The organism is Micromonospora sp. MH99 (assembly GCF_021442385.1).
GTDB lineage: Bacteria > Actinomycetota > Actinomycetes > Mycobacteriales > Micromonosporaceae > Micromonospora.
In genome coordinates this window covers 1-23,519 of sequence record NZ_MUZA01000029.1, presented here as the reverse complement: position 1 = coordinate 23,519, position 23,519 = coordinate 1, and the positions used below count along the sequence as shown (strand labels likewise).

Sequence of the window (23,519 nt, the reverse complement as noted above, 5' to 3'; positions counted from 1 at the left end):
GAAAGCGGACGGGCGCGTCGGCCGCAAGCGGCCGACGCGCCCGGTGCCGGGTGCTGGTGAAGGTCAGCCGGCGTGCTTGCGGCGGGCGGCGGCCCGACCGCGCTGCTGCTGGTCGAGCACCACCTTGCGGATGCGCACAGCGGTCGGGGTGACCTCGACGCACTCGTCCTCGCGGCAGAACTCCAGCGCCTGCTCCAGCGAGAGCTTGCGCGGCGGGATCAGCTTCTCGGTCTCGTCGGAGGTCGAGGCCCGCATGTTGGTGAGCTTCTTCTCCTTGGTGATGTTGACGTCCATGTCGTCGGAGCGCGAGTTCTCCCCGACGATCATGCCCTCGTACACCTCGGTGGTGGGGTCGACGAACAGCTGACCGCGCTCCTGCAGGTTGATCATCGCGAAGGCGGTGACCGCGCCGGCCCGGTCGGCGACCAGCGAGCCGTTGTTACGGGTACGCAGCTCACCGAACCACGGCTCGTACGACTCGAAGACGTGGTGCAGGATGCCGGTGCCCCGGGTGTCGGTGAGGAACTCGGTGCGGAAGCCGATCAGGCCGCGCGCCGGGACCAGCCACTCCATCCGGATCCAGCCGGTGCCGTGGTTGACCAGCTGCTCCATCCGGCCCTTGCGGGTCGCGAGGAGCTGGGTGATCGCGCCCAGGTACTCCTCCGGGGCGTCGATGGTCAACCGCTCGACCGGCTCGCAGGTCTTGCCGTCGATCTCCTTGGTGACGACCTGCGGCTTGCCGACGGTCAGCTCGTAGCTCTCCCGGCGCATCTGCTCGACCAGGATGGCCAGCGCCAGCTCACCACGGCCCTGCACCTCCCAGGCGTCCGGCCGCTCGGTGGGCAGAACCCGCAGCGACACGTTGCCGATCAGCTCCTTGTCGAGCCGGTCCTTGACCATGCGCGCGGTGACCTTGGAGCCCTTGACCCGGCCCACCAGCGGGGACGTGTTGGTGCCGATCGTCATCGAGATGGCCGGCTCGTCGACGGTGATCAGCGGCAGAGCTACCGGGTTCTCCGCGTCGGCGAGGGTCTCACCGATCATGATGTCGGAGATGCCGGCGACCGCGATGATGTCGCCCGGACCGGCCGTCTCGGCCGGCTTGCGCTCCAGGCCCTCGGTCATCAGCATCTCGGAGATGCGGACCCGCTGGGTGCTGCCGTCGGTGCGGCACCAGGCCACCGTCTGGCCCTTGCTGATCGTGCCCTGGCGCACCCGGCACAGCGCCAGCCGGCCGAGGAACGGCGAGGCGTCGAGGTTGGTGACGTGCGCCTGAAGCGGAGCGCCATCCTCGTACGCGGGGGCCGGGATGGTGTCCAGCAGGGTGCGGAACAGCGGCTCCAGGGAGGTGCTGTCGTCGGGGACCGAGCCGTCGGCGGGCTGGGTCAGCGAGGCGATGCCGTCCCGGGCGCAGGCGTACACGATCGGGAAGTCGATCTGCTCCTCGTCGGCGTCCAGGTCGAGGAAGAGCTCGTAGGTGTCGTCCACGACCTCCTTGATCCGGGCGTCGGGACGGTCCACCTTGTTGATCACGAGGATGATCGGCATCCGGGCGCGCAGCGCCTTGCGCAGCACGAAGCGGGTCTGCGGAAGCGGGCCCTCGCTGGCGTCGACCAGCAGGACCACACCGTCGACCATGGTCAGGCCGCGCTCGACCTCGCCACCGAAGTCGGCGTGGCCGGGGGTGTCGATGATGTTGATGGTGACCGGGTCGGAGCCGTCCGCCGGCAGGTAGCGCACGCCGGTGTTCTTGGCCAGGATCGTGATGCCCTTCTCCCGCTCCAGGTCACCCGAGTCCATCACCCGTTCGGTGTTCTCGCCACGGGCACCGTAGGCGCCGGCCTGCCGCAACATGGCGTCGACCAGGGTGGTCTTGCCGTGGTCGACGTGAGCGATGATGGCGACGTTGCGGAGGTCGGTGCGAAGCTGCATACCCTCTATCCTTCCGCCTGCGCTCGCGCAGGCTGCGTCGGGGTCACCCCCAGGTGCCCCTGATCTATGGTGAAACTGCTGTGCCGGTCGTTGCACCGGCTGGCATGCTGGCTCCCGTGTCCCGGGGGCCTGAGTGCACGACCTGCTGACCTGGGTGCAGGGTCTGCCCACCCTGTGGATCTACCTGGTCGCCGCGCTGATCGTGGCGGGCGAGACCGCGGTGATCTTCGGCCTGCTGGTGCCGGGTGAGGCTACCCTGCTGCTCGTCGGCTTCCTCACCTACAACGGTACCTTGCGGCTCGGACCGGCGCTGCTCGCGATGATCGTCTCGGCGTTCGTGGGTGACGCGCTGGCGTTCCGCGCCGGGCGGCGCTTCGGCCCGAAGCTGCGTGCCGGGCTGGGCCACCGGGTCGGGCCCGAGCGGTGGCGCCGCGCCGACGCGATGCTCGCCCGCCTGGGCGGCAGGGGCGTGTTCGCGGCGCGCTGGGTGGCCTTCGCCCGCACCCTGGTGCCCCGGCTGGCCGGATCCGCCGGCATGTCGTACCGGCGGTTCGCGCCGTGGAACCTGGCCGGCATCGTCACCTGGGTCGGCGGCTCGGTGCTGCTCGGCCACCTCGCCGGTGAGTCGTACGACACGGTCTCGCGACTGCTCGGCCGTGCCACCGGCGCGGCACTGGCGTTGCTGGCGGGGCTGCTGGGGGTGGTCCTCGCCGGGCGGTGGCTCGGCCGCAACCCCGACCCGGTACGCGCGCTGCTGTCCCGGGCCGCCGCGCTGCCGCCGGTGCGCTGGCTCAGCGCCCGCTACGGCGTGCTGTTCTTCCTGGTGGCCATGCGGATCGGGCCGGCCTGGACGCTGCTGCTCAACCTGGCCGCCGGGCTGCTGCTGCTCTTCGCCGCCGGGCTGGCCATCGCCGGCCTGCTCGCCGTCGTGGTGCGCAACAGCGGGCTGGCCGCGCTCGACGGGGCCATCGGGGCCTGGTTCACCGCCCGCCGTACCCCGGATGCCGCCGACGCCACACTTGTCGTGGTGTCGCTGGTACGCGGGTGGGTGCTGATCGTTCTGGTGGCAGTGGTGGCGGCGGTGCTGGCGTGGCGGAACCGGCCATGGCGCACGGATCTGCTCAGTGTGGTCGGCACCGTTGGCGCGTTCGTGCCACTGGTGGTGCTGGCCGTGGTGGCCGAGTTGACCTCGACGCCCGGTGGCGGTCCGGGTGGGCACGAGGCCGTTCCGTTCTCGACCCAGAACGCCGTTGTCGCGGCGAGCCTGTGCACCCTCGCGTGGCTGGTGTCGCGCAGCGCGCGGTGGCCGGTGGCGGTGGCCGCGTGGACGGCCGCCGCCGCGGGCGTGCTGGGGGTGGCGGCGGCACGTCTCTACCTCGGTCTGGAGACGGCGAGCGGTACGGCGGCGGCGGTGCTGCTGGGTGTGCTGTGGACTGTGGTGTTCCTGGTCGCCTGGGCCACCAGGGACCGGGCGGTGGGAGACCGGGAGCGGCCGGTAGGTCACGCCCGACCGTCGAAGGGGCACCGCCGGCCCGTCGAACCTTGCTAATCTGCGGCGACTGTCTGACGGGGGAGGACCACCATGCGTCAACGAACCGGTCGGCTGGGCGCACTCGTGCTCGCCGGCCTGCTGCTCGCGGGCGGGGCGGTCGGTTGCGCGGGCAAGGGGCAACGCCCCCAGGACCAGGCCGCAGCTCCGGTCTCGGTCACCGAGGCGCCGACCGACGAGCCGGTCGACGAGCCGGTCGAGGAACCGAGCCCCTCGCCGAGCGCCGTGGCGGCGATGGGCGCCGCCCCGAGCCGCAGCGCCTCGGCCTCCCCGACGCCCGCGAAGAAGCCGACCCGCACGACGGCGGCCCCGAAGCCGCGCGCGGTCGCCAAGCCGCCCACCGAGACGCAGGTTCCGCCGGCGCCACCAAAGCCCGCCCCCTCGTCCTGCAAGCCCAGCTACAAGGGCACCCAGGCGAGCCGCGCCGACGTGAAGGCGGCGCTCACCGACGCCGCCAACCGCACCTACTGGCCCAGCTCGGCCCCGGAGCTCAAGATCCCGCTCAACCTGGTCAAGGCGACCGCCTGGCAGGAGAGCGGCTGGCAGTCCAACATCTACGCCTGCGACGGCGGCGTCGGGCTGATGCAGGTGATGCCGGCCACCGCCACCTGGATGAACCAGCGGTTCGAGCAGAGCTACGCCATCGCCGACTACCGGGACAACGCGTACCTGGGGGCCAACTACCTGGCCTGGCTGACCAAGTACATCGGCGACATGTACTTCGAGTCCGACTTCCGCCTCGACGCGGACCTGTGCACCGCCGAACTCGACTCCTGCCTGCTCAACGCCGTCATCTCCGCGTACAACTTCGGGCACGGAGCGGTGGCGCAGGAGGGCAAGCCCCTCGCCATCCCCAACCCGTCGTACGTGCGCAACGTGCGGGCGTTGATGACCGAGTGCGTCTGCCTGGGCTACTGAGCACCACGAAAAGGGGCGGGGGTGGACCCCGCCCCTTTTCCGTGCGCGTCAGTCGCCGGCGGCCACCGGCTCCCGCGTCGCCGGGGCGTCGACGCCCGGGTCGGCGTCGACGCGGCCCGGCCACCAGAAGCGGTCCCCGAGCAGGAACGCCAGCGCCGGCACCAGCACCGTACGGACCAGCAGGGTGTCCAGCAGGACGCCGATGCAGACGATGATGCCGATCTGCGTGAGCGTGATCAGCGGCAGCACGCCGAGCACGGCGAACACCGCGGCGAGCAGCACACCGGCGCTGGTGATCACACCTCCGGTGACCCGCAACGCGGACAGCATCCCGTCGCGGGTGCCCGCGCTGCGGGCGTCCTCCCGGGCGCGGGTGACCAGGAAGATGTTGTAGTCCACGCCGAGGGCGACCAGGAACACGAAGGCCAGCAGCAGCACGCCGCTGTCGAGCGCCGGGAAGCCGAGCACGTGGTCGAAGAGCAGCCACGCCGCCCCGAGGCTGGCAAAGAATGACGCGATCACGGTGAGCACCAGCAGCACCGGCGCCAGCAGACCCCGCAGCAGCAGCACGAGCACCGCGCCGACGAGCAGCAGGATGATCGGCAGGATCAGCCGCAGGTCACGGTCGTTGGCCTGCTCGGAGTCGTACGTGGCGGCCACCGAACCGCCGACGATCGCCCCGTCGGGCGCGTCGGCGCCTGCGGCGGCTGGGGGAGCGGAGTCGGGAACGGCGGCTACCGCGTCGCGCAGCGCCTCGATCGTGCGGTCCGAGGCGGTCGTGCCGGGCTCGGCCTCCAGCACCACGTCGACCTGGGCGACGGCCTCGCCGGCGTCGCCGGGACGCGCCGAGGCGACGCCGGGGACGGCGGTGGCGGCGTCGGTGACCGACCGCACCGCCGCCGGGGTGGTGAGCACGGCCACCGGTTGGGTGCTGCCGGCGGGGAACGCCCGCGCCAGGGTCTGCGCGCCGGTCACCGCCTCGGGCTCGGCCCGGAACTGCTCGGTCTCGGACAGGCCGGTGCGGATCCCCAGCCCACCGAGGGCCAGACCGCCGAGCAGCATGGTGGCCAACACCGCGACGACCACCGGACGGCGTTGCACGGCGCCGCCGAGCCGACCCCAGAGCCGGCCCTCGCGCACCGGGCCGCCGACCCGGGGTACGAACGGCCAGAACAGGCCGCGACCGAAGAGCACCAGCACGGCGGGGAGCACGAACAGGGCCGAGAGCATGGCGAAGACCACACCTGTGGCGCAGGCCACGGCCAGCGCCCGGTTCGTCTCCTGCTCGCTGAGCAGCAGGGTGAGCACACCGAGCACCACGGTGCCGCCGCTGGCCAGGATGGGCTCGGCGGTACGCCGCAGCGCGGCGCGCATCGCCGCGAAGCGGTTCTCCTCGCGCCGCAGCTCCTCCCGGTAGCGGGCGATGAGCAGCAGCGCGTAGTCGGTGGCGGCGCCGAAGACCAGCACGCTGGCGATGCCGGTGACCTGGCCCTGCTGGAGGTTGATGCCGACGGCCGGCACGATCGTGTCCACCGCGCGCAGGGTGAGCTGTTCGGTGGCCGCGACGACGACCAGCGGCACGATCCACAGGAACGGACTGCGGTACGTGATCAGCAGCAGCAACGCGACAACTGCGGCGGTCACCGCGAGCAGGGTGACGTCGGCGCCCTCGAAGACCGACGACAGGTCGGCGGTGAAGGCGGGGGAGCCGGTGACCTCGACGGCCAGCCCGTCGGGCAGGTCCCCGAGCGTGTCGCGCAGCTGGGTGACGGTCTCGGTGACCTTCTCCTGACCCCCGGCGGTGTCCAGCGGCACGGCGACGAGCGCGACGGTGCCGTCCGGGGAGACCTGCGCGGGGCTGACCTGACCACCGACCGCGAAGCGACCCAGGTCGCCGGAGCGGGCGGCGAGGGTGGCCCGGTCGGCCTCGCTCAGCGCCCCGCCGTCGCTGCGGCTGACGACCACGATGGCCGGCTGGACGTCGCTGGAGGGCAGCTGGTCCTGCAGGCGCTGCACCTGGGTCGACTCCCACTGCACCGACAGGCCGGTGGACGAGACCGGTGCCGGGTTGTCCGGTCGGGGTATCCCGAAGACGACCGCGCCGACGACGAGCGCGGCGGCCACGGTGAGCCAGGCGGCCAGCCGCCCGCGCGCGACCCTGGTGAAGAAAGACATCGGGAACCCCTAAAATCCTTCGAGAGTCGAGTATCTTGATAAACGAGATTATCGGCGGTTGTTCTATGCTGCAACCCGGGGACCGGCAACCCGGGACCGACGACGGGGGGAAACGGCGCGAGGTGGCGACTCACGGCATGTACCGGCGGCGCGACACGCGCCGCGACCAGCTGGTCGCGGAGATCACCAACAACCTCCGGCGGTACTCGGTGGACGCCCAGCAGGTCGGCCACGCCTTCGCCAACCTGCACGGGCTCAACCCGACCGACCTGAACGCGCTGATCGCGGTCATGGACGCCGAGATGTTCGGTGACCCGATCACCCCTGGCCGCCTCGGCGAGCAGCTCAACCTGTCGTCCGGCTCGGTCACCGCCCTGATCGACCGGCTGGAACGGGCCGGGCACATCCGCCGGGACCGGGACACCGTCGACCGGCGCAAGGTGCTGCTGCACTACGCCGACCAGGGCGCCGCGCTGGCCATGGAGTTCTTCCGGCCGCTGGGCGCCCGCACCGACACGGTGATGGACCGCTTCAGCGAGGACGAGCTGGAGGTGGTGCACCGGTTCCTGGCGGAGATGGGGGAGGCGCTGCGGGGGCACCGCGACGCCGTCCGCGCCACCCGGCCCGAACCGTCCCGCCGGACGACGGCCTGAGCGTGCCGGGCCGGCTCGTCGCCCGTCTCGCCGCCGCCGCGCTGCGGCTGCCCGCCGTGCGTCCCGTCCCGGTGCGGGTCACCCGCGACATCCCGGTCCGGGCACGTGACGGCGTCGTGCTGCGGACCGACCACTACGCCCCGGGGGACCGGTCCGCGCCGACCGTGCTGATCCGCACCCCGTACGGGCGGGGCGGGCCGTTGCGGCTGCTCGGCCGGTTGCTCGCCGCGCGCGGTCGACACGCGGTGATCCAGTCGTGCCGGGGCACCGGCGGCTCCGGTGGCACGTTCGCCCCGCTGGTGCACGAGCGCGACGACGGGGTGGACACCCTCAACTGGCTGCGCCGCCAGCCCTGGTGGTCCGGGGCGCTCGGTATGTTCGGCGTCAGTTACCAGGGCTTCGCCCAGTGGGCGCTGGCCGCCGACGCCGGCGAGGACCTGCGTGCGATGGTCGCGGTGGTGACCGCGTCGTCCACCCGGGACTCGACGTACGCGGGGGAGTCGTTCGCCCTGGACACCGTGCTCACCTGGGCCGAGCTGCTGCACGCCCAGACCGTGCCGAGGCTGGCCAGGCAGTGGGAACTCAAGCGCGGGCAGCCCCGCCTGGCGGCCGCGCTGGACCACCTGCCGCTGGCCGGAGCGGACCGGGTCGCCACCGGCGTCACGATTCCCTTCTTCCAGGAGTGGCTGCGCCACCACGATCCCGACGCCGCGTACTGGAAGAACCGGGTCTTCGCCGACCGGGTGGCCCGGGTGCGCGCACCCGTGGTCATGGTCACCGGCTGGCACGACATCTTCCTGCCCGCCCAGCTCGACGACCACGCCACCCTGCGCGCCGCGGGCGCCCGGCCGCGGCTGGTGATCGGCCCGTGGACGCACGGCAGCCCCGGCCTCTTCGTCGCCGCGCTGCGCGAGGGGCTGATCTGGCTGGACGAGCACCTGGCCGGGTCCGCCGCCGACGGGCGGTGGCCCACCGAGGGGTCCGGCGGGGCCCCGGTCCGGTTGCACGTGGGCGGTGCCGACGGCGGCTGGCGGGACCTGCCGGACTGGCCACCACCGGCCACCGACACCCCGTGGCACCTGCACCCCGGCGGCGAGCTGGCGACCCGCCCGCCGAGCCCCTCGGCGCCGGACGAGTTCCGGTACGACCCGGCCGACCCCACCCCGTCGCTCGGCGGCCCCCTGTTGGTCGCCAAGCGGGCCGGTCCGGTGGACAACCGGCACGTCGAGGCCCGACCCGACGTCCTGACGTACACCAGTGCTCCGCTCACCGAAGCGGTCGAGGTGATCGGCGCCGTACGCGCGGAGATCCACGTCCGTAGCGAGCTCGCGTACCTGGACGTCTACGTCCGACTGTGCGATGTGGACCGGCGCGGGCGCTCGGTCAACGTGTGCGACGGACTGGTCCGGGTCGCGCCCGGACGGTTCGCCGCCGACGGGTCCGGGGCGCTGCGGGTGTCGGTACCGCTCTGGCCGACCGCGTACCGGTTCGCGGCCGGGCACCGACTACGCGTTCAGGTCGCCGGCGGCGCCCACCCGCGCTGGGCGCGCAACCCGGGCAGCGGCGAACCCCTCGGCACGGCCGTGACGCTGCGTGCCGGCTGGCGGCAGGTCCTGCATGATCCGGCGCACCCCTCGGCGCTGTGGCTCCCGATCGTCCACACTGCTCCGCGCAGCATCTGAAACGAACAGACCCCCTCTGAGCTGGGCATTCATATTTTTTGCGGGCTATGGTTGGGTCAACGCCCGGCGCCGTGCACCAGTAGGCCGGGCTCGCCTGAAGCCCAGCACCGCGTACGCGGTGTGACGTCGTGCCCGGCCCCCGTGAATTGGAAGGGGGGCCCCATGACCCGGGCTCCGGCGAACCTGTTGGCCGTCCGAAGTCTCCTTCTCACCCACCTCAACGTCGACCCGAAAACCGTCCGCGACGCCGACCTGGAACCGGCGGAGGTCGGCATCGTCGGCGACCCGGCCCACCGGGGCGGCTACCACTGCGGATCGGACCGGGTGGTGACCAACGACTACTCCGTGGTGGAGTCGTCGCGGGACCGCAACGGCCTGACCCTCGACGCGGCGGCGCTCGACGTCGGCGGCTTCTCGGTCCGTTCCGGCGGCCGTACGCACACCCTGCCCAGCTTCTCGCTCTGGTGTGTGGGCCAGTGCGCCGCGAACGCTGCGGACACCCGGGACATCCGCGAGATCATCTACAGCCCCGACGGCACGACGGTGAAGCGGTGGGACCGCCTCGGCAAGCGCACCAGCGGCGACAGCTCGCACCGCTGGCACACCCACTTCAGCTTCTTCCGCGACGCCATCAAGGCCGGTCGCGACCAGCGGCCACTGTTCCGCCGCTACCTGACCAGCATCGGCCTCATCGAGGTCGCCCCGACCCCACCCATGGAGGACCCAGAGATGGAACTCAGCGACCGACTCAAGCGGGACACGGGCCGCCCGCAGCGCACCGTCGACGACGTCCTGGCGGACCTGTCGAACCTGCGGAACTGGCTCGTGTCCGCACCGAACTCGCCGGGCGTGGTCGATGGCCCGGCGCCGAACTCTCCGCTGGCCGCGCTCCTCGCCGCCGCCGGGCGCCCGGCGGTCGACGTGCCGGCGCTCGCCACGGAGGTGCTCCGGGTGCTCACCCCGCAGGCCATCGCCGACGCGATCCCGGCGAGCCTCGCCAAGGAGGTCGCCGACGAGCTGGCCCGCCGGCTCGTCGCCTGAGTCGGAGGCGGCCCGTCCCCACCGGGCCGCCTCTCTTCGGGGGCATCCGCAACGACTGTTGAGCAATAGCGGTTGCGCAATAGCTGTTGCGGATGTGATGCTGGGTCTCGTGGAGAACCCCGACGTACGCCTGGTCACCGACTCGCGAGTCCTGGCCGCCATGGCCCACCCCCTGCGCCGCCGACTGATGGACGTGCTCAAGGTGCACGGCCCGTCGACCGTCGGGCTGCTCGCCGAGCGCACCGACCAGGCCCCCGCCAACGTCAGCCACCACCTCAAGGTGCTCGCCGCCGCCGACCTCGTCACCGAGGCTCCCGAGCTGGCCCGGGACCGCCGCGAACGGTGGTGGCAGCTCGTCAGCCGGGGAGTGCGCTGGTCCACCACCGACTTCGACGCCGACCCGGCGGCCCGGGCCGTCGCCGACGCCGCCACCTCACTCAACCTGGACCGGCACGTCGCGCTGGCCCGCGCCTGGCACGCCAGCGACGAGTCGGCGCAGGCCGCCTGGGCCGACGCGCCGTTCTCGACGGACAAGTGGCTGCACCTCACGCCCGAGGAACTGGACGAGCTGAGCCGCGAGATGATCGACCTGCTGGATCGCTGGGCCGCCCGGCCGCTGCCCGACGACGGCCGCGAACGGCAACCCGTGTTCGTGTTCGTCCACGGCGTACCGGCCCGACCGTGACCGCGGCCACCCGCACCGACCCGAGCCCGGTCCGACCGGCCGGTGGGCTGCTGCGGCACCGCGACTTCCGCCTGCTCTGGGCCGGGCAGACGGTCAGCAGCATCGGCAGCAACGTCACCACCGTCGCGCTGCCCCTGGTGGCGGTCGCCGTGCTCGACGCCGGCACCTTCCAGGTGGCGGTCCTCACCGCCGCGGCCTGGCTGCCCTGGCTGCTGATCGGCCTCCCGGCCGGCGCGTGGGTGGACCGGCTGCCACGCCGGCCCCTGATGGTCATCTGCGACCTGCTCTGTGCCCTGGCCTTCCTCAGCGTGCCGGTGGCCGCCGCCCTGGGCCGCCTCACCGTCGCGCAGTTGCTGCTGGTGGCGCTCGGCGCCGGCACCGTGCGGGTCTTCTTCGAGACCGCCGACCAGGTCTACCTGCCGGTTCTGCTGCGGCCCGAGCAACTGCCCGAGGGAAACGCGAAACTACAGGCCACCCAGACCGTGAGCTACGTCGTCGGGCCCGGCATCGCGGGCCTGATCGCCCAGGTCACCGGGGCGGTCGCCGCGTTGCTGCTGGACGCGCTCACGTTCCTGTTCTCGGCGGTCCTCCTGCTGCGCATCCGCACCGCCGAGCCGCGCCCCGACCGGCCGGACCGGTCCCGCTCGCTGCGGCGGGACATCGCCGAGGGACTGCGTTTCGTCATTCGCGACCCGTACCTGCGGGTGCTGACGGTCTTCGGCGCGGCCAGCAACATCGGTCTGACCGGCTACCAGGCGGTCCTGGTGGTGTTCCTGGTGCGTGAACTGCGGCTCGCACCCGGCCTGGTGGGCGTGCTGGTCGGCGTGATGAGCGTCGGGGGAATCATCGGCGCGCTGCTCGCCACCGCCCTGGCCCGCCGGTGTGGCACCGCGCGCGCCATGCTGATCGGGGCAGCGCTCACCGGCCCGCCCGCCCTGCTCATCCCGCTGGCCGCACCCGGCGTCGGGCTGGTGTGGCCGGCCCTCGGTGGCGTGCTGATCGGCCTCGGAGTGGCCATCGGCAACGTGGTCAAGGGCGCGTTCCGGCAGACGTACACGCCGCACCACCTGCTCGGCCGCGTGACGGTGAGCATGCACCTGCTCAACTTCGGTGCCATCCCGCTGGCGGCCGTTCTGGCCGGAGCCCTCGGCGCCCGCTACGGCGTCGGCACGGCAATCGGCGTGATGACCGCCTGGTTGGCGATCACCCCGCTGATCCTGCTGGTTGGACCGCTCCGGCGGCGGCGGGACCTGCCCGCCGCCCCGGCAGCGTCTTGAGTGCACTGCGACGGCGGCCAGGAACCGACCGCCGTCACCGGCACGGAGCTACATCGGGCGGACGTTGTCCGCCTGCGGGCCCTTCTGCCCCTGGGTCACCTCGAACTCGACCTTCTGGCCCTCGTTGAGCTCCCGGTAACCGCTCGTCGCGATGGCGGAGTAGTGGACGAACACGTCCGGCCCTCCACCATCCTGCTCGATGAAGCCGAAGCCCTTTTCCGAGTTGAACCACTTAACCGTGCCGGTTGCCATGCATCTCTCCCTGTTCAAAGCGGCGGACCACCGGCCCGTGGCCGATGGTCGCCCGTACCTGTTCGACAGTAACGGGCGAAACCCCGATCTGCCGGCCGAAGTGCCGTAGGTGTTTACTCGAACTCAGATGAACTCTGTGCGCGCCGGCACGCGAAAGCCGCCCCGACCACCCTCCGCTACGGCATGCTTGCGCCGATGAGGGGTGCCGCAGCCACCGCGCTGTCCGAGCTGGAGCGCGAGATCGACGCGCCCGGAACCGGCCTGGACCGGCTCCACCTGGTGCCCACCCCGTTCGTCCCGGAGGTGCGCCTGCACCTCGCCGAGGACGCGATCGTCTGGTGGGCCCGGATGGAGGCGCTCGCCGGTCACGCTCTGCCACCGCCGTTCTGGGCGTCCGCCTGGGCCGGCGGCCAGGCCCTGGCCCGACATCTGCTGGACCACCCGGAGCTGGCCGCCGGACGCCGCGTCCTCGACCTCGCCGCCGGCTCGGGTCTGGTGGCCATCGCCGCCGCGCTGGCCGGCGCCGCCGACGTCGTCGCCAACGACATCGACCCGTACGCCGTGGCGGCCATCACCGTCAACGCGCGCGCCAACCGGGTCACCGTCGACGCCAGCGGGGACGACCTGCTCGACAACGTCGGCGTCGACGCGGACCTGGTGGTCGCCGGGGACGTCTTCTACAGCCGCCCGATGGCCGAGAGGATGCTGCCGTTCCTACGACGGGCCGTCGCCTCCGGCGCCGAGGTGCTCATCGGGGACCCCGGCCGGGAGCACCTGCCCGAGGACGGACTACGGCTGCTGACCGACTATCCGGTGCCCACCACCGAGCCGTCGGTGGACTCGTCGCTGCGCCGGGTGCAGGTGCTGCGACCCGCGTGACGCGCGGGCTCCCTCAGGGGCGACCCCGAGGCCGATACCAGGGGACCCTGGGGGCTGCGACCTGATGTCCACCGTGGTCCGGCGGCCATAGCGTACGAGGCATGACGCAATGGCTGGCCCAGGTCGGAGAACTGCCCATCCTCGTGCTGATGGGCGCGCTCGGGCTGGTCATGCTCTTCGACGCCGTACCGTTGCTGGGTGTGCTGATCCCCGGCGACGTGGCGATCCTGGCCGCGGTCGGGGTGGGCCGCCCGGCCACCGGGCTGGCCACCTTCGCCGCGGTGCTGGCCGGTTGCCTGGCCGGCTGGTCGCTGAGTTTCCTGGTCGGTCGCCGCTACGCCGAACGCCTGCGCCACAGCCGGATCGGGGGCTGGATCGGTGAGGCGCGCTGGAGCGCGGCCGAGGGGATCCTCAACCACGGCGGTGGCCAGATGATGGTTGTCGCGCCGTTCCTGCCGGTGTTCAACGCGCTGCTGCCGCTGGCCGCCGGCGGGCTGCGGATGTCGTACCGCCGGTTCCTCGGCTGCGCGACCCTCGGCGCGGCGGCCTGGGCCGGCCTCTACCTGGCGCTGGGCACCGCGTCGCGGTCGCTGGCCGGGCTGCTGCCGGGGGCGCCGAGCCCGCTGCTGGTGACCATGGGGGTGGGGCTGGCGCTGGCGTTCGTGGTGTTGGTGGGGGCGCGGCGGCGGTTCTCCGCTCTTGCTGGTTGAGCCGTGGTTGCGGTGCGGGGGCGGTTCGTCCGGTGGTGCCGCGATCCGACTGTGGTGTGGATCTTCAGTGGTGATCGGTCAGCGTTGGGTGATCATCGCTCGGGGTTACCAGCCTCGGGCTCGCCACTGGGGGAGGGCTGGGCGTTCTGCTCCCAGGGTGCTGTCCTTGCCGTGGCCGGGGTAGAACCAGGTGTCGTCCGGCAGCTGGTCGAACAGCTTGTGCTCGACGTCGTCGATCAGCGCGGCGAAGCGCTGCGGGTCCTTGTCCGTGTTGCCGACGCCGCCGGGAAAGAGGCTGTCGCCGGTGAACAGGTGGGCGGTACCGGCCGGGTCGCGGTAGAGCAGCGCGATCGAACCCGGCGTGTGGCCCTTGATGTGGATGACCTCCAGCGCGCAGTCACCGACCGCCACGGTGTCGCCGTCGGCCAACCGCTCCGCCTCGATCGGCAGCCCCGCCGCGTCGTCGGCGTGCACGAGCGCCCGCGCGCCGGTCTTGGCAACCACCTCCTCCAACGCCACCCAGTGGTCCATGTGCTGGTGGGTGGTCACCACGGCGGCCAGACCGCCGTCGCCGATCAGCTCCAGCAGCCGGGGCGCCTCGTTGGCGGCGTCGATCAACACCTGGTCGCCGGTGCCCGTGCAGCGCAGCAGGTACGCGTTGTTGTCCATCGGGCCCACCGACAGCTTGCTGATGGTGAGCCCGTCCAACTCCCGTACCGCCGGCGGGCCGCCGTGGGTGACATCTCCGCTGTAGGTCATGACGTGTCCAAATCCGTTCCGGTGAAGTAGGCAGGGGTCCGTCGGGGTTGACGGCGAGCGTGGTCCACGCCTCGACCGGCAGGGCCGCGGGCGTCCCGGCGGACCGGTGTGCGGTGCGCCGCGGGTCGTCGAGGAGCGCGACAGGCGACCGGCCCGCGCCGGCGTCGGTGCCCGCCGCCCAGGCCGTCGCCGGTACGCGGCGGTCGGGTGGTGGTGGTGTCGTCCGCCGCGCCCTGAGGCGGCAGCGGATCCGTGGTCACGGGTCGACCCTAGCCGCCCCGCGCCGCGCCGTCGTCGCGGAAATCGCTTTCGGCGCGTCGTCGCGCGCCCTACCGTCGGCCTCACAAAGCGGCACCGGGACGTCGGACGGAGGTGGTGTTCATGCCGGACGTGACACGCGTGTTCCGCCATCACCAGCTCGACACCGATGAGGATGCCATGACTATCGATCTGACCGCCCTCGGCTGGGACGCCGACCGGGCGACGTACGCCGCCCGGCGCGGCGAGCACCACCCCGGCCGGGTGGCCCGGGTGGACCGGGGGGTCTGCACCGTGCTCACCGCCGACGGCCCGGTCCGGGCCAGCCTCGGCCCCTCCGTGCTGGCCGCCGCCGCCCAGGACCCCTCGGCACTGCCCTGCGCGGGGGACTGGGTGCTGCTCACGCACTGGCCGGACCGCCGGATCACCGTGGCGGCCGTGCTGCCCCGGCGGGCCGCGCTGATCCGTCGTACCGCCGGCAAGGACGCCAGCGGCCAGGTGCTGGCCGCCAACCTCGACGCCGCCGCCGTGGTGGAGCCGGTGCACCCGGAGCCGGACGTCGGCCGCATCGAGCGGCTGCTCTCCCTGGTCCACGAGTCCGGGGCCCGGCCGCTCGTGGTGCTGACGAAGGCCGACCTCGCGGCCGACCCGGATGCGCTGGCCCGCCAGCTCGCCGTGATCGCCCCCGGTGTGCCGGTGCTGCCGGTCAGCGCCGAGCGCGGCACCGGGCTGGACCCGCTGCGCGCCGAGGTCGCGCCGGGTCGCACGCTGGGGCTGCTCGGGCCGTCCGGCGCGGGCAAGTCGAGCCTGGTCAACGCGCTCGCCGGCGCGGTGATGATGCCGACGCAGGCGATCCGTCGGGTCGACGGCAAGGGCCGGCACACCACCACCTGGCGGGCCCTGGTGCCGGTCCCAAACGGGGGCGCCGTGATCGACACACCCGGCGTGCGGGCGGTCGGCCTGCTCGACGGCGTGGCCGGGCTGGACCGGGCGTTCGCCGACATCGCGGGGCTGGCCGAGGGCTGTCGGTACGCCGACTGTCGGCACGACGGTGAACCGGCCTGCGCGGTCCACGACGCGTTGCGGACCGGTGAGCTGTCCACGCGCCGGTGGGAGAGCTGGCGGCGTCTGCAGTCGGAGGTCACCCACGAGAGCCGGCGGCGTGAGGCGCGGCTGGCCGCCGAGCGGCGCGGCGGGTGGCGTTCGGCGCGGCGCAGGGCGGCCCGGCCACCGTCGCCCGGCGGGTACTGACGGAGGCTCGCGCGTGGTGCGGCCGACCGGGCTGAGCTGGGGGAATGTGCGGGCGGGGGAAACTGTCACACCTCGGGGCTAGAGTTGCCGAGGCGTGTTTTCCGCGCCCGCACGACCGCTCGAATCCACCCAGAGCGGGACAGATCCTTCGCTTCGTCTTCTCCCGGGAGTACACGCACTGTGGCCGACCGACTGATCATCCGTGGCGCGCGCGAGCACAACCTGCGTGACGTCAGTCTCGACCTGCCCCGGGACGCTCTCATCGTGTTCACCGGGCTGTCCGGGTCGGGCAAGTCGAGCCTGGCCTTCGACACGATCTTCGCCGAGGGGCAGCGGCGCTACGTGGAGTCGCTCTCCTCGTACGCCCGGCAGTTCCTCGGCCAGATGGACAAGCCCGACGTCGACTTCATCGAGGGCCTGAGCCCGGCCGTCTCGATCGACCAGAAGTCCACCTCGCGCAACCCGCGCTCGACAGTCGGCACCATCACCGAGGTCTACGACTACCTGCGCCTGCTGTTCGCCCGCATCGGTGAGCCGCACTGCCCGGTCTGCGGCGAGCGCATCTCCAAGCAGAGCCCGCAGCAGATCGTCGACCGGGTCCTCGCCATGGCCGAGGGCACCAAGTTCATGGTGCTCGCGCCGGTGATCCGCGGTCGCAAGGGCGAGTACGTCGACCTTTTCGCCGAGCTGCAGGCCAAGGGCTACGCCCGCGCCCGCGTCGACGGCGTGGTGCACCCGCTGACCGAGCCGCCGAAGCTCAAGAAGCAGGAGAAGCACACCATCGAGGTGGTGATCGACCGGCTCACCGTCAAGCCGAGCGCCAAGCAGCGGCTGACCGACTCGGTCGAGGCCGCCCTGGGCCTGTCCAGCGGCCTCGTGCTGCTCGACTTCGTCGACCTGCCGGAGGACGACCCGGACCGGGAGCGCCGCTACTCCGAGCACCTGGCCTGCCCCAACGACCACCCGCTGGCCATCGAGGATCTCGAGCCCCGGGTCTTCTCTTTCAACGCGCCGTACGGCGCCTGCCCGGAGTGCACCGGCCTGGGCACCAAGAAGGAGGTCGACCCGGAGCTGCTGGTCCCCGACCCGGAGCGCAGCCTGCGCGAGGGCGCCATCCAGCCCTGGTCCACCGGGCACAACCTGGAATACTTCCTGCGCCTGTTGGAGGCGCTCGGCGAGGCCCAGCACTTCGACGTCGACACCCCGTGGCGGGCGTTGCCGGCGCGGGCGCAGAAGACGATCCTGCACGGCTCCGACGACCAGGTGCACGTGCGCTACCGCAACAAGTACGGTCGCGAGCGCTCCTACTACACCGGCTTCGAGGGCGTGGTGCAGTGGATCGAGCGCCGGCACTCCGACACCGAGTCCGAGTGGTCCCGCGACAAGTACGAGGGCTACATGCGCGACGTGCCGTGCGCGGCCTGCGGCGGCGCCCGGCTCAAGCCCGAGGTGCTCGCCGTCACCCTCGCCGGTAAGAGCATCGCCGAGGTCTGCAACCTGTCGGTGGGGGAGTGCGCCGACCTGCTCGCCGGCATCGAGCTGACCGATCGGCAGAAGATGATCGCCGAGCGCGTCCTCAAGGAGATCAACGCCCGCCTGCGGTTCCTGCTCGACGTCGGCCTGGACTACCTCTCGCTGGACCGGCCGGCCGGCACGCTCTCCGGCGGCGAGGCGCAGCGCATCCGGTTGGCCACCCAGATCGGCTCCGGCCTGGTCGGCGTGCTCTACGTGCTCGACGAGCCGTCGATCGGGTTGCACCAGCGCGACAACCACCGGCTGATCGAGACCCTGATCCGGCTGCGCGGTCTGGGCAACACGCTGATCGTGGTGGAGCACGACGAGGACACCATCCGCGTCGCCGACTGGATCGTCGACATCGGGCCCGGCGCCGGCGAGCACGGCGGCAAGATCGTGCACAGCGGCTCGGTGCCGGCTCTGCTGAAGAACAAGGAGTCGATCACCGGTGCGTACCTGTCCGGTCGCCGGTCGATCCCGACACCGACGGGCCGCCGCCCGCAGGATCCGGCCCGCGAGCTGGTGGTGCACGGCGCCCGCGAGCACAACCTGCGCAACCTGAGCGTCTCGTTCCCGCTGGGCCAGCTCATCGCGGTCACCGGGGTCAGCGGCTCGGGCAAGTCGACGCTTGTCAACGACATCCTGTACGCCGTGCTGGCCAACCAGATCAACGGCGCCCGGCTGGTGCCCGGCCGGCACACCCGGGTCTCCGGTCTGGAGCACGTCGACAAGGTCGTCGGCGTGGACCAGTCGCCGATCGGCCGGACCCCGCGCTCCAACCCGGCCACCTACACCGGGGTCTGGGACCACGTCCGCAAGCTCTTCGCCGAGACCACCGAGGCCAAGGTCCGGGGGTACGGGCCGGGCCGGTTCTCGTTCAACGTCAAGGGCGGCCGCTGCGAGGCGTGCTCCGGCGACGGCACCATCAAGATCGAGATGAACTTCCTGCCCGACGTGTACGTCCCCTGCGAGGTCTGCAAGGGCGCCCGGTACAACCGGGAGACCCTGGAGGTGCACTACAAGGGCAAGACCGTCTCGGACGTGCTGGAGATGCCGATCGAGGAGGCCGCCGAGTTCTTCTCCGCCATCCCGGCCATCCACCGGCACCTCAAGACGCTCGTCGACGTCGGCCTGGGCTACGTCCGTCTCGGGCAGCCCGCGCCGACCCTCTCCGGTGGTGAGGCGCAGCGGGTCAAGCTGGCCTCCGAGCTGCAGAAGCGTTCCACCGGGCGGACGGTCTACGTGCTCGACGAGCCGACCACCGGCCTGCACTTCGAGGACATCCGCAAGCTGCTGATGGTGCTGGAGGGCCTGGTCGACAAGGGCAACACGGTGATCACCATCGAGCACAACCTCGACGTGATCAAGACGGCCGACTGGCTGATCGACATGGGTCCGGAGGGCGGTCACCGGGGTGGCATGGTGCTCGCCACCGGCACCCCGGAGGAGGTCGCCGAGGTGCCCGAGAGCCACACCGGCCAGTTCCTGCGCCAGGTGCTCAAGCTCGACGGCGAGGCCAAGGGCGCGGCGGCGGCCACCACCCGCGCCGCCAAGGCCAACGGCACCACCAAGACGCGGGCCAGCCGCAAGGTGCCGGCCGGCGCGCGCTGACCTGGGCCGTCCACGGCGGCGTCGGTCCACCCCTGCTCCGGCAGAGCCAGGGGTGGACCGGGCGCGGCTGTGCGTTCGACGCGTCCACCGCCGTGCTCTCGGGGCCGTCGCGGTTTCGACGCGGTCCTCGTCCCTCGTCCCATTTCCCGGGTCGGCACTGTGCCGCCGTGAACCATCCGGCACAGTTGCCCGTGTGCACAGGTGTGGCCGGCTTTCGGACCGGCGCAGTGGGCGAGAGAGAGGCGAGGCATGAGCGACGATCAGGCGCTGACCGATCCGGGTACGCAGACCCGTCGGGCCCTGCTCACCGGTGTCGGGGCCGTCGGCGCGGCAGTCGTCCTGGCGGCCTGCGGCAGTGACGACGACGGCGGTGGCAGCGGTGCCCCCACCAGTGGCGGCCCGGCGGTGCCCAGCACCGGGGACGCCGGTGGCGGTGATCGGCAGAACGCCCAGTCGCTGGCCACCACCGCCGACATTCCGGTCGGCGGCGGCAAGGTCCTCGCCGCCGAGGGCGTGGTGATCACCCAGCCCTCGGCGGGTCAGTTCAAGGGCTTCAGCCCGATCTGTACGCACCAGAACTGCCCGGTGACGAACGTCGACGGCGGCACGATCAACTGCACCTGCCACGGCAGCAAGTTCTCGATCGAGGACGGCTCGGTGAAGGCCGGCCCGGCCACCAAGCCGCTGCCGCCGAAGGACATCAAGGTGACCGGGGACCAGATCTCCCTCGCCTGACCACTCGATCGACTCGCGTTCGGGGAAGTCGGGGCGTCCGGCGCCCGTCGACGCCCCGACTTCCCCGCACGCCGAGTTGATCTAGCGCTCGGCGTGGTGTGTCGGGGGTGCGGACTAGGCTTGTCGACGTGGCTGACCCCTCGACCTACCGTCCCGCACCCGGCACCATCCCGGAGTCACCGGGGGTCTACCGCTTCCGCGACGGCACCGGCCGGGTGATCTACGTCGGCAAGGCGAAAAATCTGCGCAGCCGGCTCAACTCCTACTTCGGCGACGTCTGGAACCTGCACGAGCGCACCCGCCAGATGGTCACCACCGCCGAGTCGGTGGACTGGATCACCGTCGGCACCGAGGTCGAGGCGCTCCAGCAGGAGTTCACCTGGATCAAGCAGTACGACCCCCGGTTCAACGTCCGCTACCGCGACGACAAGTCGTACCCCTATCTCGCCGTCACCCTCGACGAGGAGTACCCGCGACTCCAGGTGATGCGCGGCGCGAAACGCAAGGGTGTGCGCTACTTCGGCCCGTACTCGCATGCCTGGGCCATCCGGGAGACCCTCGACCTGCTGCTGCGGGTGTTCCCCGCGCGCACCTGCTCGGCCGGCGTGTTCAAGCGGGCCGGCCAGGTGGGTCGTCCCTGCCTGCTGGGCTACATCGGCAAGTGCTCGGCGCCGTGCGTCGGCACGGTCTCCGTCGACGAGCACCGTGCCATCGTCGACGACTTCTGCGACTTCATGGCCGGGCGCACCGACACCATGGTCCGCAAGATCGAGCGCGAGATGACCGAGGCGAGCGAGCAGCTGGAGTTCGAGCGGGCCGCCCGGCTGCGCGACGACGTGGCAGCCCTGCGCCGGGCCATGGAGAAGCAGACCGTGGTGCTCGGCGACGGCACCGACGCCGACGTGGTCGCGTTCGCCGACGACCCGCTCGAGGCGGCCGTGCAGGTCTTCCACGTCCGCGACGGCCGGGTCCGCGGCCAGCGCGGCTGGGTCGTGGAGAAGACCGAGGACCTGACCACCGGCGACCTCGTGCACCACTTCTGCACCCAGGTGTACGGCGGCGAGCACGGCGAAGCCGATGTACCCCGCGAACTGCTGGTGCCCGAGTTGCCCGCCGACGCCGACGCGCTGGCCGAGTGGCTCAGCAGCCACCGGGGCAGCCGGGTGTCGCTGCGCGTGCCGCAGCGCGGCGACAAGCGCACCCTCATGGAGACGGTGGAGCGCAACGCCAAGGACGCGCTGGCCCGGCACAAGCTCAAGCGAGCCGGCGACCTGACCACCCGGGGCAAGGCGCTGGACGAGATCAGCGAGGCGCTCGACATGCGCACCTCACCGCTGCGCATCGAGTGCTTCGACATCTCCCAGATCCAGGGCACCGACGTGGTCGCCAGCATGGTGGTCTTCGAGGACGGGCTGCCCCGCAAGAGTGAGTACCGGCGGTTCATCGTGCGGGGCGCCACCGACGACCTGTCCGCCATGTCCGAGGTGCTGCGCCGCCGCTTCGCCCGCTACCTCGACGCGCGGGCCGAGACGGGCGAAGTCGGCGTGGAGTCGGCCGACGACCCGACCGCGCCCGGAGGCGCCACCGATCCGCAGATCGGCATCCTGGTCGACCCGACCACCGGCCGGCCGCGGAAATTCGCGTACCCGCCGCAGCTGGTGGTCGTCGACGGCGGCGCCCCGCAGGTCGCGGCGGCCGCCCAGGCCCTGGCCGATCTGGGCATCGACGACGTCGCGCTGTGCGGCCTCGCCAAGCGGCTGGAGGAGGTGTGGCTCCCCGACGACGAGTTCCCGGTCATCCTTCCGCGCACCTCGGAGGGCCTCTACCTGCTGCAACGGGTCCGCGACGAGGCACACCGCTTCGCCATCACGTTCCACCGCCAGCGTCGCTCGAAGCGGATGACCGAGTCGGCGCTGGACAACGTCCCCGGCCTGGGCGAGGTACGCCGCAAGGCGCTGCTGCGGCACTTCGGCTCGCTGAAGCGGCTCTCCACGGCGACCGTCGAAGAGATCACCGAAGTGCCCGGGGTGGGCCGCCGCACCGCCGAGGCGATCCTGGCTGCCCTCGACAAGGGCCCCAAAGCCGATGACAGCCCCGACGCGATCCCCAGCGCGGAAGCGACGCCCAGCGCGGAAGTGACCCACAGCGCGGAAGCGATCCACAGCGCCGAGCCGATCCACAGCGCGGAGGCGACGCCCGGCGCGTAAGCGACCCACAGTACGGAGGCGACGCCCGGCGCGTAAGCGACCCACAGTGCGGAGGCGACGCCCAGCGCGTAGCCACCCGCGGCGATCCACGTGGTCCCACCCGATCCATCCGGTTGGCCTGGTGATCGGCGGGCACGATCCGGCCGGCCCGCATGATCGTGCTCGATCCTGGTTGTAGTGGCTTTGCCCGCGTGGTGAGGGCCCTGTTTCCTAGATCGAGCGCGATCATCCGGTTGGGCGTCTTGCCGCCCCGGGTTGATCGACTCGGGTTCGGCGATGTTGGGGTGTCGCGGGCGTCCGGATACCGCGACATCGGTGAAGTCGAGTGGATCAACCCTGGCGGTGTCGACGCCGGGGTCCCCGTTGGGTGGTTTGTCCGGTGCCGGCGGTGGCGTGACCCCAAGCCGGCGGTGGCGTGACCCCAAGGTCGCCGTGCGATGGGGTGCCGCCCCCGCGTCGGACACCGCGCACGGTGGGCGTTTCGGCGGGCCTGGTCGTGCTCGATCCTGGGTGTAGTGGCTTCGCCCGCGTCGCGAGGGCCGTGTTTCCCGGATCGAGCGCGATCATCCGGTTGGGCGCAGGTCCCGTGCGGGGGTGATCGACTCGGGTTCGGCGATGTCGGGGTGTCCCGGCGTCCGGATACCGCGACTTCAGCGAAGTCGGGTCGATCAACCGCCGCCGGTGGTGGATGTCCGTGTTTCCCGGATCGAGCACGATCATCCGGTTGGGCGCAGGTCCGCAGGTCCCGTGCGGGGTGATCGACTCGGGTTCGGCGATGTCGGGGTATCCCGGGCGTCCGGATACCGCGACTTCAGCGAAGTCGAGTCGATCAACCGGCGGGTGGTGGTGGATGTCCGTTTCCGCCGGGTGGTTTGTCGGGTCATGGGGTGGGTGTCCTGTGGTCGGTGGCACTCTGGCGGCGGAATCGGTGACCCGCCGGGGTCGTTATACCTGGCATGCCGCCGCGACCTTCGGGCTAGCGGCGCACCGCAGCCGCCGGGAACACCCACCCGGCCGCCACCGTTACGCCCCCGCACCGCCAAGCACGACCGCAAGTTGGTGTGACAGCCGCCGGGAACACCCGCCCGGCCGGCACGGTTACACCCCCCGCACCGCCAAGCACCACCGCAGGTCGGTGTGACAGCCGCCGGGAACACCCGCCCGGCCGGCACGGTTACACACCCCGCACGGCCGAGCACCACCGGCCGCCCCCGGCCCCGGCACCGCGTTGGTGGAATGCCTCGCCGCCCCCGGGTCGTTGCACCACCCTCCGGGACACCCCCGCGCAGGCCCCCCGGGGCCGCCAGGCCACGTCCCCCCTGAACTTTTCCCGCCCGACACACACCCCCGTTCGTGTGTCGGCGCGTATCCCCCCGATGCAGAGGAGCACGCCATCATGCGTACCGATCTGATCCGTAAGACCGCCCTGA

At 72.1% G+C, this 23,519-nt stretch carries 17 protein-coding genes; 13 read left to right on the top strand and 4 right to left on the bottom strand.

Features of this window, described 5'->3' with window-relative positions; all coding sequences use genetic code 11:
- Positions 1-63: 63 nt before the first annotated feature.
- On the bottom strand, positions 64-1,932 hold the full coding sequence (gene typA / locus B0E54_RS17025; protein ID WP_234584522.1) for a translational GTPase TypA: 1,869 nt from the start codon (positions 1,930-1,932) through the stop codon (positions 64-66).
- A 133-nt stretch (positions 1,933-2,065) separates the two neighbouring features.
- Here typA and B0E54_RS17020 point away from each other — a divergent pair, with 133 nt between their 5' ends.
- Both B0E54_RS17020 and B0E54_RS17015 read left to right on the top strand, forming a co-directional pair.
- Entirely contained in the window at positions 2,066-3,481 is a 1,416-nt protein-coding gene (locus B0E54_RS17020) for a DedA family protein (protein ID WP_234584521.1), read from the top strand.
- A gap of 33 nt (positions 3,482-3,514) precedes the next feature.
- Complete coding sequence (locus tag B0E54_RS17015) at positions 3,515-4,399, top strand: lytic transglycosylase domain-containing protein (protein ID WP_234584520.1); 885 nt, start codon at positions 3,515-3,517, stop codon at positions 4,397-4,399.
- 48 nt (positions 4,400-4,447) lie between these two features.
- Here B0E54_RS17015 and B0E54_RS17010 read toward each other — a convergent pair whose 3' ends face one another.
- A complete protein-coding gene (locus tag B0E54_RS17010) occupies positions 4,448-6,574 on the bottom strand; it encodes an efflux RND transporter permease subunit (protein WP_234584519.1) in 2,127 nt (708 codons plus the stop codon).
- 137 nt (positions 6,575-6,711) lie between these two features.
- Here B0E54_RS17010 and B0E54_RS17005 point away from each other — a divergent pair, with 137 nt between their 5' ends.
- From B0E54_RS17005 to B0E54_RS16985, 5 genes are all read left to right on the top strand, one after another.
- Complete coding sequence (locus tag B0E54_RS17005) at positions 6,712-7,227, top strand: MarR family winged helix-turn-helix transcriptional regulator (RefSeq protein WP_234584518.1); 516 nt, start codon at positions 6,712-6,714, stop codon at positions 7,225-7,227.
- A 2-nt stretch (positions 7,228-7,229) separates the two neighbouring features.
- Positions 7,230-8,909, top strand: a complete 1,680-nt coding sequence (locus tag B0E54_RS17000; RefSeq protein WP_374109280.1) for a CocE/NonD family hydrolase — start codon at positions 7,230-7,232, stop codon at positions 8,907-8,909.
- Positions 8,910-9,071: 162 nt separating this feature from the next.
- Positions 9,072-9,950, top strand: coding sequence for a hypothetical protein (locus tag B0E54_RS16995; RefSeq protein WP_234584517.1), 879 nt, complete (start codon positions 9,072-9,074; stop codon positions 9,948-9,950).
- 109 nt (positions 9,951-10,059) lie between these two features.
- Entirely contained in the window at positions 10,060-10,635 is a 576-nt protein-coding gene (locus tag B0E54_RS16990) for a helix-turn-helix transcriptional regulator (RefSeq protein WP_234584516.1), read from the top strand.
- Positions 10,632-11,912, top strand: coding sequence for an MFS transporter (locus B0E54_RS16985; protein ID WP_234584515.1), 1,281 nt, complete (start codon positions 10,632-10,634; stop codon positions 11,910-11,912). The genes B0E54_RS16990 and B0E54_RS16985 overlap by 4 nt, the downstream gene beginning before the upstream one ends.
- Positions 11,913-11,960: 48 nt before the next feature.
- Here B0E54_RS16985 and B0E54_RS16980 read toward each other — a convergent pair whose 3' ends face one another.
- Positions 11,961-12,164 (bottom strand): cold-shock protein, encoded by a 204-nt coding sequence (locus B0E54_RS16980; protein WP_007072071.1) that lies wholly within the window; start codon positions 12,162-12,164, stop codon positions 11,961-11,963.
- Positions 12,165-12,359: 195 nt separating this feature from the next.
- Here B0E54_RS16980 and B0E54_RS16975 point away from each other — a divergent pair, with 195 nt between their 5' ends.
- Both B0E54_RS16975 and B0E54_RS16970 read left to right on the top strand, forming a co-directional pair.
- Entirely contained in the window at positions 12,360-13,043 is a 684-nt protein-coding gene (locus tag B0E54_RS16975; protein ID WP_308195369.1) for a 50S ribosomal protein L11 methyltransferase, read from the top strand.
- 101 nt (positions 13,044-13,144) lie between these two features.
- Positions 13,145-13,753 carry a DedA family protein gene (locus B0E54_RS16970; RefSeq protein ID WP_234584513.1) on the top strand — a complete coding sequence of 203 codons (609 nt, stop codon included), beginning with the start codon at positions 13,145-13,147 and terminating at the stop codon, positions 13,751-13,753.
- 105 nt (positions 13,754-13,858) lie between these two features.
- Here B0E54_RS16970 and B0E54_RS16965 read toward each other — a convergent pair whose 3' ends face one another.
- Positions 13,859-14,512, bottom strand: coding sequence for an MBL fold metallo-hydrolase (locus B0E54_RS16965; protein ID WP_234584512.1), 654 nt, complete (start codon positions 14,510-14,512; stop codon positions 13,859-13,861).
- 438 nt (positions 14,513-14,950) lie between these two features.
- Here B0E54_RS16965 and rsgA point away from each other — a divergent pair, with 438 nt between their 5' ends.
- The 4 genes from rsgA to uvrC all read left to right on the top strand — a co-directional run bounded on the left by rsgA (position 14,951) and on the right by uvrC (position 22,089).
- The gene (gene rsgA, locus B0E54_RS16960) at positions 14,951-16,021 is read left to right on the top strand and encodes a ribosome small subunit-dependent GTPase A (RefSeq protein WP_234584511.1); all 1,071 of its coding nucleotides are present in this window, start codon (positions 14,951-14,953) and stop codon (positions 16,019-16,021) included.
- Positions 16,022-16,201: 180 nt separating this feature from the next.
- Positions 16,202-19,147, top strand: a complete 2,946-nt coding sequence (gene uvrA / locus B0E54_RS16955) for an excinuclease ABC subunit UvrA (RefSeq protein WP_234584510.1) — start codon at positions 16,202-16,204, stop codon at positions 19,145-19,147.
- A gap of 249 nt (positions 19,148-19,396) precedes the next feature.
- Positions 19,397-19,882, top strand: coding sequence for a Rieske (2Fe-2S) protein (locus B0E54_RS16950; RefSeq protein WP_234584509.1), 486 nt, complete (start codon positions 19,397-19,399; stop codon positions 19,880-19,882).
- A gap of 128 nt (positions 19,883-20,010) precedes the next feature.
- Positions 20,011-22,089, top strand: a complete 2,079-nt coding sequence (gene uvrC, locus B0E54_RS16945) for an excinuclease ABC subunit UvrC (protein WP_234584508.1) — start codon at positions 20,011-20,013, stop codon at positions 22,087-22,089.
- Positions 22,090-23,519 lie beyond the last annotated feature (1,430 nt).

What these genes read in the sequence shown, in the direction of transcription:
- typA (WP_234584522.1), bottom strand. Translation starts at nt 1,932, where the DNA reads ATGCAGCTTCGCACCGACCTCCGCAACGTCGCCATCATCGCTCACGTC.
- B0E54_RS17015 (WP_234584520.1), top strand. Translation starts at nt 3,515, where the DNA reads ATGCGTCAACGAACCGGTCGGCTGGGCGCACTCGTGCTCGCCGGCCTG.
- B0E54_RS17010 (WP_234584519.1), bottom strand. Translation starts at nt 6,574, where the DNA reads ATGTCTTTCTTCACCAGGGTCGCGCGCGGGCGGCTGGCCGCCTGGCTC.
- B0E54_RS17005 (WP_234584518.1), top strand. Translation starts at nt 6,712, where the DNA reads ATGTACCGGCGGCGCGACACGCGCCGCGACCAGCTGGTCGCGGAGATC.
- B0E54_RS16995 (WP_234584517.1), top strand. Translation starts at nt 9,072, where the DNA reads ATGACCCGGGCTCCGGCGAACCTGTTGGCCGTCCGAAGTCTCCTTCTC.
- B0E54_RS16980 (WP_007072071.1), bottom strand. Translation starts at nt 12,164, where the DNA reads ATGGCAACCGGCACGGTTAAGTGGTTCAACTCGGAAAAGGGCTTCGGC.
- B0E54_RS16975 (WP_308195369.1), top strand. Translation starts at nt 12,360, where the DNA reads ATGAGGGGTGCCGCAGCCACCGCGCTGTCCGAGCTGGAGCGCGAGATC.
- B0E54_RS16970 (WP_234584513.1), top strand. Translation starts at nt 13,145, where the DNA reads ATGACGCAATGGCTGGCCCAGGTCGGAGAACTGCCCATCCTCGTGCTG.
- B0E54_RS16965 (WP_234584512.1), bottom strand. Translation starts at nt 14,512, where the DNA reads ATGACCTACAGCGGAGATGTCACCCACGGCGGCCCGCCGGCGGTACGG.
- rsgA (WP_234584511.1), top strand. Translation starts at nt 14,951, where the DNA reads ATGACTATCGATCTGACCGCCCTCGGCTGGGACGCCGACCGGGCGACG.
- B0E54_RS16950 (WP_234584509.1), top strand. Translation starts at nt 19,397, where the DNA reads ATGAGCGACGATCAGGCGCTGACCGATCCGGGTACGCAGACCCGTCGG.